The sequence below is a fragment of the Nonomuraea roseoviolacea subsp. carminata genome, assembly GCF_024172185.1.
In the GTDB taxonomy this organism is placed as follows: Bacteria; Actinomycetota; Actinomycetes; order Streptosporangiales; family Streptosporangiaceae; genus Nonomuraea; species Nonomuraea roseoviolacea.
Window position 1 is genome coordinate 578,402 of the sequence record NZ_JAMZEC010000001.1, and the last position, 17,052, is coordinate 595,453.

Sequence of the window (17,052 nt, forward strand, 5' to 3'; positions counted from 1 at the left end):
GTGACCGAGCGCGCGGTGCGCAGGCAGGCGCGGGGGCTCCGGCGCATGGCCGAGATCCTCGACGCGGCCGAGCTGGTGATCGCCGACGTCGGCTACCCGGAGATGACGACCAACCAGGTCGCGGCCCGCGCCGGGATGTCGCCGGGCTCGCTGTACCAGTTCTTCCGCAACAAGGAGGAGATCCTCGACGGGCTGGTGGCCCGCTACACCGACGAGCGGGAGGAGTTCTGGGCGACCCGGCTGGCCGAGGTCACGCCGGAGGTGCCGCTGGAGGCGCTGGTCGGGCGGCTCGTGGACGAGAGCGTGGCGTTCAAGACGCGCTCGCCCGCCTACTGGGCGCTGCTGTACGGCTCGGCGACCGGCGACCGGCTGGCCACCGCGGCGGGACGGCTGCACGAGGCGATCGCCGGCCAGGTGGCGCGGATGCTGCTGCGGCGCTCCCCCGGCCTGGAGCCGGAGCGGGCGCTGACCCTCGGCACGATGGCGGTGGCCGCCGTGAAGGCCGTCATGCCGCTCGTGTCGACGGCCGCGCCGGAGCGGGCGGACGCGCTCGTGGCCGAGCTGAAGGTGATGCTGGTGCGCTACCTGGCCTGAGCGGTCCGGGAGCTCAGGGCCCGGCCCGGGAGGTCAGGGCCCGATCCGGGAGGTCAGGGCCGGAAGGAGCCGGCCCGGGAGGTCAGGGCCGGAAGGAGCCGGCCCGGGAGGTCAGGGCCGGAAGGGGCCGGTCACCTCGAAGGTGTGGCCGTCGCCCGGCTCGCCGGCCGGGCCGCGGCGGGAGGAGAAGTACAGGCGCGAGCCGTCGGGCGAGAACGCGGGCCCCGCCAGCTCCGCCCCGGCGTGCCCCTCCAGCCGCAGGAACGGGGCGATCGCCCGGTCGGGGGTGATGACGTCGACGCCCATCGTGTCCCTGGTCACGTACAGGTCGCCGGAGGGCGCGGCGGTGACGGCCCGCACGCCTCCGCACAGCCGCTCCAGCGTGGACGTCTGCGCGTCGTAGGCCCACAGGCCGTGATCGCCCTTGGTGGTGAAGTAGCAGACGCCGCCAGCGTAGTGGCAGCCCTCCGCGCCGTCGAAGCGGCGCGCGTCCTCGACCTGGTGGCGGGCGGCCTTGAGCAACGCGGCGGGCGAGGGCACCGGCCGCCAGCCGCCGGAGACGCACAGCACCTCCAGTCGCCCCTCGGTCAGGTCGCCCCAGTCGCCCGGCACGAACCGGTAGAAGCACCCGTCGGGCTCGCCCTCGGTGAGGTACACGACCTGGCGGTCGGGGTCGCAGGCGGCGGCCTCGTGACGGAAGCGGCCCATGGCCAGGCGCGGCCGGGCGGCGCGGGCGCCGTACGGGTCGCACTCGAAGACCCGGCCGCGGTGGCCCAGCTCGCACGACAGCCAGGTGTGCCAGGGGGTGGCGCCACCGGCGCAGTTGAGATCGGTGCCGGACAGGATGCGGTAGGCGTCGGCGATCGTGCCGTCCGGCGCGAAGCGGAGGGCCGAGGCGCCGCCGAGCAGGGGCAGCTCGGAGTTGGACACGTAGATCCAGCCGGCGCCGTCGGGGAAGCAGGCGCCGCCGTCGGGTGCCGCGTGCCAGGTCAGCCCAGCCACCTTGCGGCCCGAGCGGGCCACGACCCGGCCGGTGAACCCGGCGGGCAGGACCAGCCCGTCGCCGCCGTACGGGGCGAGCGGGCCGTACGGGCCGGCCGCCTCCCGGCGGAGCGGGCCCGTGCGGAGGAGAGTCTTGCGGGACATGGGTCAGGCCTCCCTCTGGGTCCACGCTAGTCGACAGCACGGACATGAATGGCGGGATCCCGGCCGCCGAACAGCACGCGAACCCCGGCCCACCGGCCTGTCGCATCCGTGCATATCGCCCACGGCTTTCCCCCTGTCCCGGCGTCCGGCACGGAAAAGCCCGGGGCCGCGCGGGGCTCCGGGCTTGACCGGCGGGGTCAGCGCTGGGCCTGGAACATCCAGCGCTCCTTGTCGATGTCCTGGGCGATCGCGATGAGGATGTCCTGGCTGGCGGGGTCGGGCTCCTCGGTCGCCTCGATCCGCTCGCGCAGCCGCCGGCCGATCCCGTCGAGGATGTCCGCGACCGTGGCCACGACCTTGCCGTCCTCGATCCAGCCGTTCTCCGGCTGCGCCAGCTTGGTGTTCTTGGCCAGGGTGGAGGAGCGGCCGTCGGGGTTGATGCCCAGCGCCGCCGCGCGTTCGGCCACGGTGTCGGCGTGCTCGCGCGCCAGCGAGACCAGCTCGTCGAGTTGCAGGTGCACCGAGCGGAAGTTCGTGCCGACGATGTTCCAGTGCATCTGCTTGGCGACGAGCGACAGGTCGATGAGGTCGACCAGGGTGCCCTGAAGGCACTCGGCGACCGTGCTCTTCGCCTCGCCCGAAAGGGGTCCGGTGATCGGAGCCATGATGTTTTCCTCCCCGTTGTACGACATCTCTGCTCTCCTGCACGAAATATGGCGCTTTAATCCTCTGGATTGACACTGCAACAGTGACAGTGTCATCGTGGTGGCATGGAGGAGACCTGGACCATCGGCGAGCTGGCGGAGCGGGCGGCCGGCCTGCTGGGCGCCGGCGGGCCGAACGGCAACGGGCGGGTGCGCGAGGTGCCGGGCGAGCGGCTGATCAGGTGGTACACGACGATCGGCCTGGTCGACCCGCCGCTGTCCCGGCGCGGCCGGATCGCCCGCTACGGGCGGCGCCACCTGCTCCAGCTCGTGGCGGTCAAGCGCCTCCAGGCGGCCGGGCTGTCGATCGCCGACATCCAGGTGGCGCTGGCGGGCGCGACGGACGCCATGCTGGAGGGCGCCGCCCAGCCGGAGCACCCAGGACAGGCCGCCTCGGCGTCCCGCCCTGACGACGGGCCGGAAGCCGCCCGCGACCGGGCGGCCGAAGCCTCCCGCGGCCGGCCGGAGGGAGCCTCCCGCGAACGGACGGAGGGAGTCGCGCGCGATCGGACGGAGGGATCCGCGCGCGGCCGGACGGAGGGATCCGCGCGCGAACGGGCAGGGGGAGCCTCCCGCGAGCGCACGGCGGAAGGCTCACGCGAGCCCGCGCCAGACCGGTTCTGGGCGCGGGCGCCGCGAGACCGTGCCCCCTCCCCCGCTCCGCCCCGCGACGACGAGCCGCGCCGGCGCGATCCCGCCCCCGCCCCCGCCCCCGAACCTGAACCGCCCGGCGGGCTGGTGCGCGGGATCAGGCTCGCGCCCGGCGTGACGCTGGTGCTCGACGGCTCCGGCCGCGTCCCTTCCACCGACGACGTCCAGGCCGTGCTCGGCGCGGCCGCCCCGCTGCTGGCGGTGCTCGAAGAGAGGAAGCTCGCATGAAGATCGTTCCACTCGAGCCCGGACGGTGCCGGCCGGTGCCGGACGCCGGGTTCGGCGCGCTGCGCACGGACCGGGGCAACCTGCCGCTGGAGAGCGTGGACGTCACGGCCGCCGTCTCGGGTCTCGTCGCCGGGGTCGAGGTGGCCCAGGAGTTCCGGAACCCGTTCGACGTCACGCTGGAGGCCACGTACGTCTTCCCGCTCCCCGACCGGGCGGCCGTGACCGCGTTCCGGATGGAGGCCGACGACCGGGTCATCGACGGCGTGCTCAAGGAGCGCGGGCAGGCGCGGGCCGACTACGACCGGGCGCTGCGCGAGGGCCGGCGCGCGGCGATCGCCGAGGAGGAGCGGCCGGACGTGTTCACGATCCGGGTGGGCAACATCCTGCCCGGCGAGCGGGTCACGGTCCGGATGTCGCTCAGCCAGCCGCTGCCGTACGAGGACGGCGCGGCCACGTTCCGCTTCCCGCTGGTGGTGGCGCCCCGCTACATCCCGGGCGCCCCGCTCGACGGCGCCCCCGCCGGCGACGGCACCGCGCCCGACACCGGGGCGGTGCCCGACGCCTCGCGGATCACCCCGCCGGTGCTGCTGCCCGGCTTCCCCGCGCCGGTGCGGCTGTCGCTTGCGGTGACCCTCGACCCCGCCGGCCTGGACCTGCGGGAGGTCTCCTCCAGCCTGCACGTGGTCGAGGAGGACGGCCACACCGTACGCCTGCGCCCCGGCGAGCGGCTGGACCGCGACTTCGTCCTCAGGCTGGCCTTCGACGCCTCGACCTCCCTCCGGATCGACACGAGCGAGACGAACGGCGAGGGCGACGGCGGGGGGACGTTCGCGCTGACCGTCGTCCCGCCCGCCCTGGAGGCCCCGCGCGCCCCGCGCGACCTGGTGCTGCTGCTCGACCGCTCGGGCAGCATGGGCGGGTGGAAGATGGTCGCCGCCCGGCGGGCCGCCGCGCGCATCGTCGACACGCTCACCTCAGCCGACCGGTTCGCGGTGCTGACGTTCGACTCGGTGGTGGAGCAGCCGTTCGAGGGGCTCGTGGAGGCGTCCGACCGCAACCGGTACCGCGCCGTCGAGCACCTCGCCCGCGTGGACGCCCGCGGCGGCACCGAGCTGCTGGAGCCGCTGCGCGAGGCCGTGCGGCTGCTGCCGCCCGCCGAGGGCCGCGAGCGCGTGCTCGTCCTCGTCACCGACGGCCAGGTCGGCAACGAGGACCAGATCCTGGAGCAGGCCGGCGGCGCGCTGTCGGCCATGCGCGTCCACGCCGTCGGCATCGACCGCGCCGTGAACGCCGGCTTCCTCGGCAGGCTCGCCGGGCTCGGCGCGGGCCGGTGCGAGCTGGTCGAGTCGGAGGACCGGCTCGACGCCGCCATGGAGCAGATCCACCGGCGCATCGGCGCGCCCCTGGTCACGGACCTGGCTCTCAAGGGCCTCGACACGGAGCCGGGCACGGTCACGCACCTCGGTTCGATCTTCCCGGGCGTGCCGCTGCGGGCGTACGGGCGCCTGCGACGCGTCGAGCCGGGCGACGTCGAACCGGGCGACGTCGAACCGGGCGACGTCGAGCCGGGCGACGCGACCGTGACCGTGCGGGGGCTCGCGGCGGGAGAGCCGTGGGAGCGGCAGGTCACCGCGACCGCCGTGGACAACCCCGCGCTGCGCGCCGTGTGGGCGCGGGCGCACCTGCGCGCGCTGGAGGACCGGTACGCGATGGGCGAGCACGGGCTGGAGGCGGAGATCGTCCGGGTCTCGCTGGAGTACGGCGTCCTGTGCAGGTTCACGGCGTACGTCGCGGTGGACAGCAGGGCGGTGACCGAGGGCGGCCCCGAGCACCGGGTCATCCAGCCGGTCGAGCCACCGAGCGGCTGGGAGATGCCGTCGCCGCCGTCGATGCCCGGGTTCGTGGCGCAGGCCGCCGTGATGGCGGCGCCGGGCCGGTTCCGCGCGTCGTCGCCGTCGTTCGAGGCGGCGCTGGAGCAGGGGGCCCCGATGAGCCCGCCCGCCGCCCCGTCGCCTTCGGGCGCTCCGGTCGCGGGGGCTGCCCCCTCCGCTCCCGGCTCCGCGCCGGACGACGCCGGCGGGTTCGGCGCCTCGTCGGGCGGGTCGGTGGGGCCGCGCGGGCCGGTGTTCGGCCGGCCGGGCGCGGTGCCGCGTCCACCCCGCCGCGCCCCGCGCGGGCTGGAGCCGGTACGGGGACAGCTCGTGGCCGAGCTCGACCGGCTCAGGGCGCTGCCCGTGGCCGACGCGCTGTACCTCGCCGACCTGGGCTCCCGGCTGGCGGCCCTGTCGGCGTACCTGGGGGATCACGCGGAGCTGTCGGCCCTGGCGCGGGAGCTGGAGGCGGCCGAGCGGCCGGGGACGGACCTGGCGGAGCTGCGACGGCACGCGGTCGAGGTGCTCACGTCGCTGACCGGCGGTCCCGCCCCGGAGACGGGCGGGGGCGGCTCCCCGGCCGAGCCGCGGCGCGGGCCCTTCTGGAAGCGCGGCTGACACTGACGGGCACCCCGCTCCGCGGCGAGGGGGTGCCCGTCAGCGTTCGATCATCCGCATCCGCTCCTCGCCGTGGTGGTCACCCGCGGCGGGGGGCAGGTCGTCGAGCCTGGCCATGATCGCGTCGGTGGGCTCCAGCAGCACGGGGTCGGGCACGTCCTCCACGCGCACATCACCGGCGCCGCAGATCAGGGTCGCTCGCATGAGAGCCTTCCGTCGTCGTGGGTCGTCCGTCGTCGGACCTCCCCCAGGCCGGCCGGGGCCGGATGACCGGCACGCCTGACCCAGGCCGGTCCCAGGTAGATCTGCGGCGGGGCGGCTCCTCGGGACCGGGTCGCCCCCGATCGAACGCGCGCGCCTGTCACGGGTGACGACAAGAGCCCCCGGGCGATGGCGCACGGGCCCGCGGGCCGGCCGGGCATAATTCTTTGCTGGGAAAATGCCGTGAATTCCGGGAGAAGACCGGATACGATCCGCCGCCGTGGCGGCACGCTGTGACACCACGCCAAAACAGTCCCGAACTCGGCCGGACCCGGCCTGGTGACATCCGGCGGCCGCGCCCGTTCCCGCCTCCCGCCGTGCGACCTGCGGAGAAGCGCTCCCCCGGCCGCATCAGCGCCCGGCGCACACCGCACCCATAATCACGGAAATTTCCGCATAAAGGGGGGAGGTCGCTTTTCCTGGTTGACCCGGAAATCGCGCCTCCATCGGCATCCCGGAAAATCCGCGCACCGTCCGGTCCGGTACGCCGCGGCCCATAGGCTGGAGCGTGTGAGCACTCTTGTCCTGGACGGCGGTCTGGCCACCCACCTCGAAGCGCTCGGCGCGGACCTGAGCGACGAGCTGTGGTCGGCCCGGCTGCTGATGGAAGACCCCGACCTGATCCGGCGCGTCCACGCCGACTACTTCGCGGCGGGCGCGAACGTGGCGACCACGGCCAGCTACCAGGCGTCGATCCCGGGGTTCCTCCGGCGGGGCGCGAGCGTGGCCCAGGCCGAGCGCCTCATCAGGCTCTCGGTCGAGCTGGCCGCGCAGGCCCGCGACGAGGCGGGCGGCGGGCTGGTCGCCGCCAGCGTCGGCCCGTACGGGGCCTACCTGGCCAACGGGGCCGAGTACACCGGCGACTACGACCTCGGCGAGGAGGGCCTGCTCGCCTGGCACCGGCCCCGCTGGGAGATCCTCGCCTCGGCCGGCGCCGACCTGCTGGCCTGCGAGACCATCCCGTCGTACGCGGAGGCGCGGGCGCTGGCCCGGCTGCTGAAGGAGACGCCGGGGCTCAAGGCGTGGGTGAGCTTCTCCTGCCGGGACGGCGAGCACATCAGCGACGGCACGCCCATCCGCGAGGCGGCGGCCCTGTTCACCGGCGACCCGCAGGTCGTGGCCGTGGGCGCCAACTGCACGGCGCCGCGCCACGTGCCCGGCGTGATCGCCGCCCTGTCGGGTGGCCTGCCGGTGGTCGTCTACCCCAACTCGGGCGAGACGTGGGACGCGGCGAACCGCCGCTGGCTCGGGCTCACCGACCCGGTGGAGTACGGCCAGGCGGCCAAGGAGTGGGAGCGGGCGGGCGCGTCCCTGATCGGCGGCTGCTGCCGCACCACCCCCGACCACATCAGGCAGATCCGCACCCACCTGTCCTGACCCCGGCTTCTGGCTGGTCTCCAGCCAGGTCCGGAACGGGGACCAGGCCTTGGCATGACGAAGCAAGGCCGTCTCTGGCCGGCCCCCACGGGGCCGCTGCCCACCGCGAGGTGAGCGCGGCCCACGGCGGGCGGACGTCACCAGGGGGCCGTGACCGCCAAGGGCCTACTCCTGGGCCCGCGGAGCAACGGCACGATCACTCCCGAGATCCGGGCGAGTGGAGTCGCTCCCGCGATGACCCCGGACGCGTTCACGGTCAGAGGCGGCCTTGCCGCTGCCCGTTCCGGCGGGACAAGCGGGGCGGCGAGCCGGCACCCCGCGAAAGGGCGCCTCAGGCGGTCGCGCCGGCCGGGGTGCGGCGGCGGCGCAGCAGGGAGTCCAGGGCCAGCGCGCCGCCCCCGGTGAAGCCGACCGCCAGCGCCCCCGCCGCCAGCGACAGCACGAACTCGTAACCGCCCTTGTCCACGCCGAACCCGCTGGCCCCGTGGACGAACACGATCGCCCCGACCATGTCGAGCGCCAGCAGCGTGCCCGCGATCGGCAGGGCCGCGCCGAGGATCAGCGCCAGGCCGCCCGCCACCTCCAGCACCGCGATGGCCGGAGCCGCCACGCCCGCCATCGGGACGCCGATCGACTCGAAGAACTTCGTGGCCCCCGCGAGGCCCATGACGGCGAACTTCTGGTAGCCGTGCACGAGGAAGATGACGCCGAGCGCCACCCGGGCGAGCAGCAGGGCGACGGGGCGCGCCTGGTCGATCATGCGGTCTCCTCAGGTGTTGGTTCGTTCAGATTTGAACGAATATACCAAGGTAGTTCAAATCTGAACAACAAGTACACTTGGGCCGTGACGGACACCCGGTGGCTAGACGACACGGAAATGGCGGCGTGGCGCGCCTTCCTGTCCACCTCTCACCTGCTGGAGAGGCGCATCGAGGAGCAGCTCAAGGCCGCGGCCGGGCTGACGCATCCGCAGTACGAGATCCTGGTCCGGCTGGCGGACGCCCCGGACCGGCAGATGCGCATGACGGAGCTGGCCCGGGGCGTCGTCGTGTCGAAGAGCGCGCTGACGTACCAGATCACCCGCCTGGAGCGGGCGGGACTCGTGGAGCGCGCGACCTGCCCGTCGGACGACCGGGGCGTGCTCGCGGTGCTCACCGAGGCAGGCCTGCGCTGTCTCGAACGCGTGGCCCCCGGCCATCTCGCGGTCGTGCGCGCCTACCTCGTCGACCGGCTCACCCGCGACGAGCTGGAGGTCATGACCACGGCCATGCGCAGGACGGAGCGGGCTCTGCGCGAGTAGCCCGCCGCGGCGACGGTCAGTGCTTGGCGGCGCGGGCCGCGCGCTCCATCTCGACCTTGGCGCTGGCCGCGTACTTGTCGACGTACTCCTGGCCCGACAGCTCCATGAGCGCGTACATGATCTCGTCGGTCACCGCGCGCAGGACCAGCCGGTCGTCCTCCATGCCGTAGTAGCGGGAGAAGTCGAGCGGCTTGCCGAACCGGACGCCCGGCCGGATGCCGAGCCTGGGCAGCGCCCGGCCCGGGGGCATCATCTCGAACGTGTTGACCATGGCCCACGGGATGACCGGGGCCCGCGACTCCAGCGCCAGCCGGGCCACGCCGGTCTTGCCCTTGTACAGGCGGCCGTCGGGCGAGCGGGTGCCCTCGGGGTAGATGCCGAGGATCTGGCCCTCGCGCAGCACCCGCAGGCCGGTGCGCAGCGCCGCCTCGCTGGCCTTGCCGCCGGAGCGGTCGATCGGCACGGTGCCGACGCCGCTGAAGAACAGCCGGGTGAAGAAGCCCTTGACGCCCCGGCCGGTGAAGTAGTCCGACTTGCCGAGCGAGATGACCTTGCGGCGCAGGTGCAGCGGGCCGAAGAAGTGGTCGGCGAACGACAGGTGGTTGCCGGCGAGGATCACCGGCCCCTGCCGGGGCACGTTGTCCGCACCCTCCGTCCAGGGACGGAAGATGAGATGGAGGAACGGCCCCAAGATGGCCTTGACCACCCAGTAGAACACCCGGCCACCTCTTCCTCTGCGCTTCATGTGTGAGCAACGTCATCTTCGCATCTCAGACTCGATGCTCCTACACCACCTCTCGCACAAAGCCCCGGGATCGTGCGACGATCGGGCAGTTCCGGGATGAAATCCCTTCGAGGAGCTGTTATGCCGCTCATGCCAGGCGCGGAGCCGTACCATCACGAAGCAGGCCAGATCGGGGTGCTGCTCTGCCATGGGTTCACCGGCACGCCGCAGTCGCTGCGGCCGTGGGCGGAGTTCCTGGCCGGGCACGGCCTGAGCGTCTCCCTGCCCCGCCAGCCCGGTCACGGCACGACCTGGCAGGAGATGAACCACACCCGCTGGGAGGACTGGTACGCCGAGGTCGAGAAGGCGTTCGAGGACCTCCAGGGGCGCTGCGCCGAGGTGTTCGTGGCGGGCCTGTCGCTGGGCGGCTGCCTGGCGTTGCGGCTGGCCGAGGTGCACGGCGAGGCGATCAAGGGAGTGGTGGTGGTCAACCCGTCGATCGCCAACGACGTGCCGCTGCTGAAGCTGGCGCCGCTGCTCAAGTGGTTCCTGCCGTCGGTGCCCGGCGTGGCGAACGACGTGAAGAAGCCGGGCGTGACCGAGCTCGCGTACCCGCGCACCCCCGTGAAGGCGGCCGCCTCGCTGCCGGGCCTGTGGTCGCTGGTGCAGGCCGACCTCGCCCGGGTCACGCAGCCGCTGCTGGTGTTCCACAGCATCGACGACCACGTGGTGAAACCCACCAGCGTGGCCATCATCCGTCAGAAGGTCCCGCAGGCCACGATCGAGGAGCTTACGGATAGCTACCATGTTGCGACGCTCGACAACGATGCCGACAGGATCTTTGCCGGTAGCCTCGGCTTCATCAGGACGCATGCCTCGGTACCCTTGCAGAGGGACTGATCGCGCCCAGGGGGAAGCCGCGATCGCTGCGGAGAGGGCCGGCTAGGTGACGCCCCAGAGTGACGAGGACGAGGTCTGGCGGCAGATCGTCGCGTCCTTCAACGACACGGCCGAGCGCGACTCGGCGGATCAGCCATGGCCGGACAGCGAGAACGTCCCCCTCGACCAGACGCGCCGGGTGATCCAGCCCGCCGAGCCCGTCCTGCGCGAGAGCGACGCCGATCGTCCCGAGCCGCATCACGACCAGCACGACGACGAGGACGACGAGGGCCACTACGAGCCTCCGCCGCCGCCCCCGCTGCCCAAGCTCGACCTGACCACCAAGCTGGCCTGGACGGCGCTGTTCGGCGGCCCGGCCTATCTGCTGTTGTCCGCGATGGCCGACTGGCGGATGGAGGGCTGGGCGCTGTTCACGGCGGTGGCGGCCTTCATCGGCGGCTTCGTGGCGCTGGTGGTCCGCATGGGCGACGGCCCGCCCAACGACTCCGGCTGGGACGACGGGGCCGTCCTGTAGCGGCCTCGGCCCGCCGGACGACCTCGCTCCCCGAACGACTCAGGACGGCTCCACCAGCGTCCGCCGCCGGGCCGGCCTGGGTCAGGAGTCCTTCGGCGGCGGGCCGCCCGGCCCGAAGGTCTCCACCACGTCGCTGTAGCGGTCGGCCAGGTCGACGGCGTGGCCCACCGCCCACACCGCCCCCTTGCCCGGCAGGTAGGTGACGGCCTGCAGCCGCACGCTGCTGCGGCCCTGCGCGGCGGCGCCGCGGATGATCTCGCAGTCGCCCTTCTCGCAGCGCAGCATGAACGGCTCGGTCTCGCGGGTCGGGTCGTAGCCGGAGATCCAGTAGCGGCCCTTGCCGTCACCGGTCACCCCGTACAGGCGGGCGTCGGTGCCGGGCAGCGGCACCCGGCGCCAGTGCTTGCCGTCCCAGGACAGCACGAGCGGCTCGACGTCGCTGGGCCCGTGGTAGACGCCGCCGACGGCCATGGCCCGCTTGCCGCCGTCGACCTGGACGTCGCGCAGGTAGCCGCCGGGCACGTCGGGCACCGGCATGGCCTTCCACGTGTCGCCGGACTGGTGCATGATCAGCGGCTGGGTGCCGGTGTCGCCGACCGCGATGCCCTCGGACACCGCGTAGAGGGCGCCCTCGGCCTCGGTCTCCTGGACGGTCCACCTGCCGTTCTGCCCGGTGACGATGAGCCCGACCGTCCAGTTGCTCTTCCTCGGGTCGAGGTCGCGGCTCTTGCCGCGGCCGACGGCCACCACCCGGCCGGGGCGGGCGTCGACGCCGCCGAGCCAGTCGCCGGTCCACAGGCCCTCGGCGCGCACGCGGTCGAAGCCGTTGACGTCGCCGTGGGCGAGGTAGGGCACGCCGTCGTGGCCGTCGCCCACGGCCCACACGTCGGACGGCGAGGCCGCGGCGACGCCGCGCAGGTTGCCCGCGCCGCTCGCGTCGCGGATCGCGACCTCCGACCACCGGGAGCCGTCCCAGTGGCGGATCGTGCCGCGGCTCTTCCAGACGTCCCAGATCTCCTGCTGCCCCACGGCCCACACGTCGTCGGCGGACAGGGCCGCCACGTCGGACAGCGAACCGTCGGCGACCAGGCGCGCGCTCGACGAGCGCTGCCACGCCTCGACCGAGACGGGCCGGGGCTCGGCTAGCACGGCATGCGTGACCTGGGACCAGGCCACGGACGTCGCCATGATCAAGGAGAGCGCACGCCGCCGGAAGCGACGGGTCATGAGCAAATGCTAAGGGTTCACGACAGGTCCCCGGAGCCGGCCCCCGATTCCACCTCCGCGACCACCGGCAGGTGGTCGGAAGCCGCGGCCAGGTCGGCCGGATCGGCGAGCGCCCCTCCGCAGTCGCGAACCCGCAGGCCGGGCCCGGTGAAGATCGCGTCGATGCGCGCCTGGGGCGACCTGGCGGGGAAGGTCAGGCCGTCGCCCCGCGGCGCCGCCGGATAGCAGTCGGCGAGCCGGGCGGCGACGTAGCGCCAGGCCGGCTGGTGGTCGCGCTCGTTGAAGTCGCCGCACAGCACGGGCTCCGCGCCGAAGCGGGCCGCCGCCGCCTCCAGCAGCGTCATCGCCTCGGTCACGTGGTGCAGCCGGGCCGCGCCGTTCAGGTCGAGATGGGTGGAGCCGACGGCCAGCCGCGCGCCCTCGACCTCGGCGACGGCGATCGCCAGACCGCGCACCTCCAGGCCGACGAAGACGCGCAGCACGTGGCTCTCGGCGTGCAGCAGCCGCGCCCGGGGGGCGGCGAAGACGGCCACGCCGCCGAGCCGCCGTCCCGCCACGACCCGCAGCCCGCACGAGCCGGCCAGCGCCTCACGCCGGGCCTGCCAGCCGAGCAGCCGGGGCGCCTCCTGGACGCAGAGCAGGTCGGCGCGCAGCGCGCCGACCACGCGGGTGAGCGCGGGGACGCTGTCCTTCATCCCCCGCACGTTGTAGGTGGCCAGCCTGACCGTCACGGACGGACTGTAATCCCGTCAGCGATGCCTGGCCAGGTCGGCGGCGCCGACCATCCCGGCGTTGGCGCCCAGCTCGGCCAGCCGGATCTCGGGCAGCGGCCGGTGCCCGCGGCCGGTCAGCCGCTCCTCGAACGCCGCACGCGCCCGGTCGAGGAACAGGTCGGAGGCGCGGCACACGCCGCCCCCCACGATGAAGCAGCCGGGGTCGAGCACCGCGGCCAGGTCGGCCATGCCCTGGCCGAGCCAGTCGGCGAGGCTCGCGAACGCCGCGAGCGACGCCTCGTCGCCCTGCCGGGCCGCCTCGGTGACCTCCTCGCCCTCGATCCTGCCGCCGGCCAGGCCGAGCAGGATCCCGGCGCGCTCGGGCTGCTCCTCGGCGATGCGCCTGGCCTCCATGACCAGCGCGTTGCCGCTGGCGTACTGCTCCCAGCAGCCTCGCTGGCCGCAGCCGCACGGCCGCCCGTCGGGGACGACCTGCATGTGGCCGAGCTCGGCCGCCATCCCCCAGTGGCCGCGGAACAGGGTGCCGCCGAACACCAGGCCGCCGCCGATGCCGGTGCCGACCGTGAGGCACACGATGTGGGACTGCCCGCGGCCGGCGCCGAAGCGGGTCTCGCCCCAGGCCATGGCGTTGGCGTCGTTCTCGATCACCACGGGCAGGTCGACCATGCCGCTGATCTTCTTCTGCAGCGGCTCCTCGCGCCAGGCGAGGTTGGGCGCGAAGCGGACGACGGACCGCGACTCGTCCACGAACCCGGCGGCGCCGACGCCGACGGCCTCGATGTCGCGGCCCTCGGCCAGTTCGCGGACCACGTCGGCCACGGTCTCGGCGATGAGGTCGGGCCGGTCGGCCGGTGTCTTCCTCAGCGCCTGCTCGACGATCGCGCCGTTCTCGTCGACCACACCCGCGCTGACCTTCGTGCCGCCGATGTCCACGCCGATCGTGAGCATTGCCGTTGCCCCCTTATCCCAGGTCGATGTGCTGCACGGTATCGTGCCCGCGCTCCCGGTCGTCGCGCGGCCCGCGGGGGGCGGCCGGCTTGCTGAGCGCGTCGAGCGTCTGCCGGAACGCGGCGAACAGCTCGCCGCCCGCGGCGACCAGATGGCCGGTCACGTCCTTGCCCGACTCGCGCTGCGCCGCGATCGCCCGGCACACCGGGCAGGCGCGGCAGATGTACTCCTCGTGCGGTTCGGAGACGGCCTCGCTCCACACGTCGCGCTCGTCCCTGCGCCCGCCGCCGCCGAGGGAGCCGGTGAACGAGCTGAGCACCGTCCGGCCGACGTGGCGGGTGGCCTGGCCCTGGATCGCGTCGAACAGCTTGCGCGCCTCGTCGGCCACCGTGCCGATCGGGTCACGGCCGCTCTGGTCGCTCTGACCGGCCTGGCCGGTCCGGCCGCTCTGGCCCGTCCGGGTGCTTCGGGTGTCGTCCGCGCGGGGGTCGGCGGCGCGGGGTCCCGTGTCGCGGGGGTCTCTGTCGTTGGTCTCGGTCATCTGGCCCTCCCTGGCTCCGGAGCGCCCGCCGTCTCGCTCACGTCGCGGCCGGCCTGTCGTCGTGGCCGGAGGCTCCGCTCGTCGCGCCGGATCGGGCTCCCGAGCTGAACCGTACCCGCAGGACGCCGTCGCGGAGCGCCGCGCCGCCGATCTCCCTGCGGGCCAGGGCCACCGGCAGCGCCAGGATCCTCCGGTACGGGCCCGCGGTGACGATCAGCTCGTCGCCCTTGCGCGCCAGGTCGACCTCGCCGCGGTCGGCGCCGGGCAGGTCGAGCTCCAGCTCGTCGGCGGACAGCCGCAGCGGCGGCCGCACCCGGGGCGGCCCGAACGGGTCGGCCTCGCCGTACAGCCGCTCGCCGACGGCCGCCAGCGCGTCGGCGCCGACGGGCTCGGCCGGCAGGTACGGCACGACGTGCAGGGGCAGCGGCGCGAACGACTCCTCCGCCTCGGCCAGCAGGCGCGACTGGGCGTTCACCCACTGGGCGCGCCACTCGTCGGCCCCGCCCGCCGGGAAGACCCGGTTGGCGATGACCGCGTCGACGCGGTAGCCGTACAGGTTGAGCGAGGTGAGCGTGCGGCGGGCCTCGGCGAGCACCACGGCCTCCGGCGTGAGCACGAGCCGCACGGACGCGCCGTCGCCGGTGAGCAGCTCGCGCACCTCCAGCAGCGCGCGGTGCAGGCGCTCGCCCGCGCCGACGACCTCGTCGCCCGGGGCGCTGACGCGCGCGACGCCGCGCACGAACGGCGCGGCCAGCTTCATGATCCGGCGGCCCACGGGCAGCAGCCTGTTGACGTGCCAGTCGAGCGCCTCGGGCAGCGCGAGCAGCCGCAACGTCTCGGCGGTGGGCGCGCAGTCGACGACGATGACGTCCCAGGCGCCGGACTGCGCGTGCTCGCGCAGCTCCAGCAGGGCGATGACCTCCTCGGCCCCGGGCAGGACCGTGATCTCCTCGGAGGTGATCTCGTCCAGGCCCAGCTCGGTGAGCAGGCCGCGGGCGTAGTCGCGCAGCTCGCCCCAGTGGCGTTCGAGGGACTTCTGCGTGTCGACCTGGTGCAGGTGCAGGCCGGGGGCGACCTCGCCGGGCTCGACGGCCAGGGCGTCGGCCAGCGAGTGCGCGGTGTCGGTGGAGACGACCAGCGTCTTGAGGCCGCGCCGGGCGGCGAGGGTCGCGGTCGCGGCGGCGGCCGTGGTCTTGCCGACCCCGCCCTTCCCGGTGAACAGCAGGACCCGGGGGCTCACCTCAGCGGCCTTCGACACGCTTCTTCAGGCCCTTGAGGGCGGTGTCCACGATGACCTTCTCGGCCTTGCGCCGCAGCATGCCGATCATCGGCACCTTCAGCTCGACGGCCAGCTCGTACGTCACCTCGGTGCCCGTGCCCACCTCGGACAGGAGGTAACTTCCCGCCAGCTCGGCGACCATCTTGCCGGGCTCGGCCACCCGCCAGGAGACGCTCTCGTCGTCGTGCCAGGTGTAGGCGAGGGTGTAGGTGTCGCTGATCACGCCCGCGTCGAGCGTGAACCGCACGGTCTCGGCCCGGCCGTCGGCGCCGGTGGTCAGGACCTCGGCGCTCTTCACCTGGCCCGCCCAGTCGGGGTAGGCGGGGAAGTCAGCGATGACGGCCATCACGCCGGGCCGGTCGGCGTCGATGACGATGCTCGAAGTCGTGCGATCAGCCATGCGACCACCGTAGTGCAGAACCCGCTACTTGCGGCGGACCGCTGAACGCGGCCCACCGTAGTGCAGAACCCGCTACTTGCGGCGGACCGCTGAACGCGGCCCACCGTAGTGCAGAACCCGCTACTTGCGGCGGACCGCCGATCAGGCGCGGACGCTCACCACAGGACGTTCACCACTCCAGGACGAACGGCTCGCCCCTCCCCCGGAAGTGCCCCACGTTGACGCACTCGGTGCGGCCGATGCGGGTGCGCCGGTGCAGCGGCTGGTGGACGTGGCCGAACAGCGCGTAGCGGGGCTGCGTGCGACGGATCAGCTCCAGCGTGGCCTCGCTGCCCCGCTCGAAGCGCCGGGCCACCACGTCGTAGAGCAGCTCGGGCACCGCGGGCGGGATGTGGCAGCACAGCACGTCGACCTCGCCGACCGCCTCCACCTTCGCCGCGTACTCCTCGTCGCTGATCTCGTACGGCGTGCGGTACGCGGTGCGCAGTCCCCCGCCGACGAACCCGAAGCGCAGCCCGCCGATCTCCACGCTCTCGCCGTCGAGCACCCGGTGCCCGTCGCGCGCGTAGTCGGCCCACAGGCGCGGCAGGTCGACGTTGCCGTAGGTGAGGTAGGCGGGCGCCGGCATCGCGGCGAACAGGCGCTCGTACTGGGCGCGCACGTGGCGCTCGATGTGCTCGCGCGGGTCGCCGTCGAGGGTCTCCCACAGGCGGGCGGACATGGCGCGGGCCTCGTCGAAGCGCCCCGCCGTGCGCAGGCCGATGAACTCCGCGGCGCGTTCGGCGCCGAACAGGTCGGCGAAGATGCCCTGCCCGTGGTCGGCGTAGTCGATGAACAGGATGAGGTCGCCCAGGCAGACGAGCGCGTCGGCGCCCTCCCCGGCGGCGGCCAGCGCGTCGGCCCTGCCGTGCACATCGCTGATGACGTGGACCCGCATGCGGGCAATCCTAAACGCGCCTGCGGCGCTGCTTGTGGCGGGTCGCTGAACGCGACCCACCATAGGCGCCGATGCGGCGCTGCCTGTGGCGGGTCGCC

Annotated in this window: 19 protein-coding genes; 7 read left to right on the forward strand and 12 right to left on the reverse strand. The window is 73.9% G+C overall.

Features of this window, described 5'->3' with window-relative positions:
- The gene (locus HD595_RS02610) at window positions 1–594 is read left to right on the forward strand and encodes a TetR/AcrR family transcriptional regulator (protein WP_253765377.1); all 594 of its coding nucleotides are present in this window, start codon (window positions 1–3) and stop codon (window positions 592–594) included.
- Window positions 595–705: 111 nt separating this feature from the next.
- On the opposite strand, the gene HD595_RS02615 is transcribed toward HD595_RS02610, so the two are convergent.
- On the reverse strand, window positions 706–1,740 hold the full coding sequence (locus tag HD595_RS02615) for an alkaline phosphatase PhoX (protein WP_253765378.1): 1,035 nt from the start codon (window positions 1,738–1,740) through the stop codon (window positions 706–708).
- A 197-nt stretch (window positions 1,741–1,937) separates the two neighbouring features.
- The gene (locus HD595_RS02620) at window positions 1,938–2,405 is read right to left on the reverse strand and encodes a Dps family protein (protein WP_253765379.1); all 468 of its coding nucleotides are present in this window, start codon (window positions 2,403–2,405) and stop codon (window positions 1,938–1,940) included.
- 105 nt (window positions 2,406–2,510) lie between these two features.
- Here HD595_RS02620 and HD595_RS02625 point away from each other — a divergent pair, with 105 nt between their 5' ends.
- Both HD595_RS02625 and HD595_RS02630 read left to right on the forward strand, forming a co-directional pair.
- Entirely contained in the window at window positions 2,511–3,323 is an 813-nt protein-coding gene (locus HD595_RS02625; protein ID WP_253765380.1) for a helix-turn-helix domain-containing protein, read from the forward strand.
- A complete protein-coding gene (locus HD595_RS02630; RefSeq protein WP_253765381.1) occupies window positions 3,320–5,812 on the forward strand; it encodes a VIT domain-containing protein in 2,493 nt (830 codons plus the stop codon). The genes HD595_RS02625 and HD595_RS02630 overlap by 4 nt, the downstream gene beginning before the upstream one ends.
- A gap of 39 nt (window positions 5,813–5,851) precedes the next feature.
- On the opposite strand, the gene HD595_RS02635 is transcribed toward HD595_RS02630, so the two are convergent.
- A complete protein-coding gene (locus tag HD595_RS02635) occupies window positions 5,852–6,016 on the reverse strand; it encodes a hypothetical protein (protein WP_253765382.1) in 165 nt (54 codons plus the stop codon).
- A gap of 558 nt (window positions 6,017–6,574) precedes the next feature.
- Between HD595_RS02635 and mmuM the strand changes: the two genes are divergently transcribed.
- Window positions 6,575–7,450, forward strand: a complete 876-nt coding sequence (gene mmuM / locus HD595_RS02640) for a homocysteine S-methyltransferase (protein WP_301309865.1) — start codon at window positions 6,575–6,577, stop codon at window positions 7,448–7,450.
- Between the two features lie 331 nt (window positions 7,451–7,781).
- Here the strand turns inward: mmuM and HD595_RS02645 are convergent, their stop codons facing one another.
- Window positions 7,782–8,210 (reverse strand): DoxX family protein, encoded by a 429-nt coding sequence (locus tag HD595_RS02645; RefSeq protein WP_253765384.1) that lies wholly within the window; start codon window positions 8,208–8,210, stop codon window positions 7,782–7,784.
- Window positions 8,211–8,294: 84 nt separating this feature from the next.
- Between HD595_RS02645 and HD595_RS02650 the strand changes: the two genes are divergently transcribed.
- Window positions 8,295–8,750 carry a MarR family winged helix-turn-helix transcriptional regulator gene (locus HD595_RS02650; protein ID WP_253765385.1) on the forward strand — a complete coding sequence of 152 codons (456 nt, stop codon included), beginning with the start codon at window positions 8,295–8,297 and terminating at the stop codon, window positions 8,748–8,750.
- Between the two features lie 16 nt (window positions 8,751–8,766).
- Here HD595_RS02650 and HD595_RS02655 read toward each other — a convergent pair whose 3' ends face one another.
- Entirely contained in the window at window positions 8,767–9,468 is a 702-nt protein-coding gene (locus tag HD595_RS02655) for a lysophospholipid acyltransferase family protein (protein WP_253781023.1), read from the reverse strand.
- A gap of 147 nt (window positions 9,469–9,615) precedes the next feature.
- On the opposite strand from HD595_RS02655, the gene HD595_RS02660 reads away from it, so the two are divergent.
- Window positions 9,616–10,374 carry an alpha/beta hydrolase gene (locus HD595_RS02660; protein ID WP_253765386.1) on the forward strand — a complete coding sequence of 253 codons (759 nt, stop codon included), beginning with the start codon at window positions 9,616–9,618 and terminating at the stop codon, window positions 10,372–10,374.
- 46 nt (window positions 10,375–10,420) lie between these two features.
- A complete protein-coding gene (locus HD595_RS02665) occupies window positions 10,421–10,888 on the forward strand; it encodes a hypothetical protein (protein ID WP_253765387.1) in 468 nt (155 codons plus the stop codon).
- 81 nt (window positions 10,889–10,969) lie between these two features.
- Here HD595_RS02665 and HD595_RS02670 read toward each other — a convergent pair whose 3' ends face one another.
- The 7 genes from HD595_RS02670 to HD595_RS02700 all read right to left on the reverse strand — a co-directional run bounded on the left by HD595_RS02670 (window position 10,970) and on the right by HD595_RS02700 (window position 16,954).
- Window positions 10,970–12,115, reverse strand: coding sequence for a hypothetical protein (locus HD595_RS02670; RefSeq protein WP_253765388.1), 1,146 nt, complete (start codon window positions 12,113–12,115; stop codon window positions 10,970–10,972).
- A 17-nt stretch (window positions 12,116–12,132) separates the two neighbouring features.
- Window positions 12,133–12,846, reverse strand: a complete 714-nt coding sequence (locus HD595_RS02675; RefSeq protein ID WP_253765389.1) for an endonuclease/exonuclease/phosphatase family protein — start codon at window positions 12,844–12,846, stop codon at window positions 12,133–12,135.
- Window positions 12,847–12,864: 18 nt separating this feature from the next.
- Entirely contained in the window at window positions 12,865–13,797 is a 933-nt protein-coding gene (locus tag HD595_RS02680; protein WP_253765390.1) for an ROK family glucokinase, read from the reverse strand.
- A 13-nt stretch (window positions 13,798–13,810) separates the two neighbouring features.
- Entirely contained in the window at window positions 13,811–14,338 is a 528-nt protein-coding gene (locus HD595_RS02685) for a DUF5304 domain-containing protein (protein ID WP_253765391.1), read from the reverse strand.
- 37 nt (window positions 14,339–14,375) lie between these two features.
- Window positions 14,376–15,596: an ArsA family ATPase gene (locus tag HD595_RS02690; protein WP_253765392.1), complete on the reverse strand. Its 1,221-nt coding sequence runs from the start codon at window positions 15,594–15,596 to the stop codon at window positions 14,376–14,378.
- The gene (locus tag HD595_RS02695; RefSeq protein WP_253765393.1) at window positions 15,580–16,017 is read right to left on the reverse strand and encodes an SRPBCC family protein; all 438 of its coding nucleotides are present in this window, start codon (window positions 16,015–16,017) and stop codon (window positions 15,580–15,582) included. The genes HD595_RS02690 and HD595_RS02695 overlap by 17 nt, the downstream gene beginning before the upstream one ends.
- A 169-nt stretch (window positions 16,018–16,186) precedes the next feature.
- A complete protein-coding gene (locus HD595_RS02700) occupies window positions 16,187–16,954 on the reverse strand; it encodes a metallophosphoesterase family protein (RefSeq protein WP_253765394.1) in 768 nt (255 codons plus the stop codon).
- Between the last annotated feature and the right edge of the window lie 98 nt (window positions 16,955–17,052).

Bases quoted from the DNA above. Each gene is read 5' to 3' on its own strand.
- HD595_RS02700 (WP_253765394.1), bottom strand. From the start codon at position 16,954: ATGCGGGTCCACGTCATCAGCGATGTGCACGGCAGGGCCGACGCGCTG.
- HD595_RS02635 (WP_253765382.1), bottom strand. From the start codon at position 6,016: ATGCGAGCGACCCTGATCTGCGGCGCCGGTGATGTGCGCGTGGAGGAC.
- HD595_RS02645 (WP_253765384.1), bottom strand. From the start codon at position 8,210: ATGATCGACCAGGCGCGCCCCGTCGCCCTGCTGCTCGCCCGGGTGGCG.
- HD595_RS02670 (WP_253765388.1), bottom strand. From the start codon at position 12,115: ATGACCCGTCGCTTCCGGCGGCGTGCGCTCTCCTTGATCATGGCGACG.
- HD595_RS02660 (WP_253765386.1), top strand. From the start codon at position 9,616: ATGCCGCTCATGCCAGGCGCGGAGCCGTACCATCACGAAGCAGGCCAG.
- HD595_RS02680 (WP_253765390.1), bottom strand. From the start codon at position 13,797: ATGCTCACGATCGGCGTGGACATCGGCGGCACGAAGGTCAGCGCGGGT.
- HD595_RS02630 (WP_253765381.1), top strand. From the start codon at position 3,320: ATGAAGATCGTTCCACTCGAGCCCGGACGGTGCCGGCCGGTGCCGGAC.
- HD595_RS02625 (WP_253765380.1), top strand. From the start codon at position 2,511: ATGGAGGAGACCTGGACCATCGGCGAGCTGGCGGAGCGGGCGGCCGGC.
- HD595_RS02615 (WP_253765378.1), bottom strand. From the start codon at position 1,740: ATGTCCCGCAAGACTCTCCTCCGCACGGGCCCGCTCCGCCGGGAGGCG.
- HD595_RS02695 (WP_253765393.1), bottom strand. From the start codon at position 16,017: ATGGCTGATCGCACGACTTCGAGCATCGTCATCGACGCCGACCGGCCC.
- HD595_RS02685 (WP_253765391.1), bottom strand. From the start codon at position 14,338: ATGACCGAGACCAACGACAGAGACCCCCGCGACACGGGACCCCGCGCC.
- HD595_RS02620 (WP_253765379.1), bottom strand. From the start codon at position 2,405: ATGGCTCCGATCACCGGACCCCTTTCGGGCGAGGCGAAGAGCACGGTC.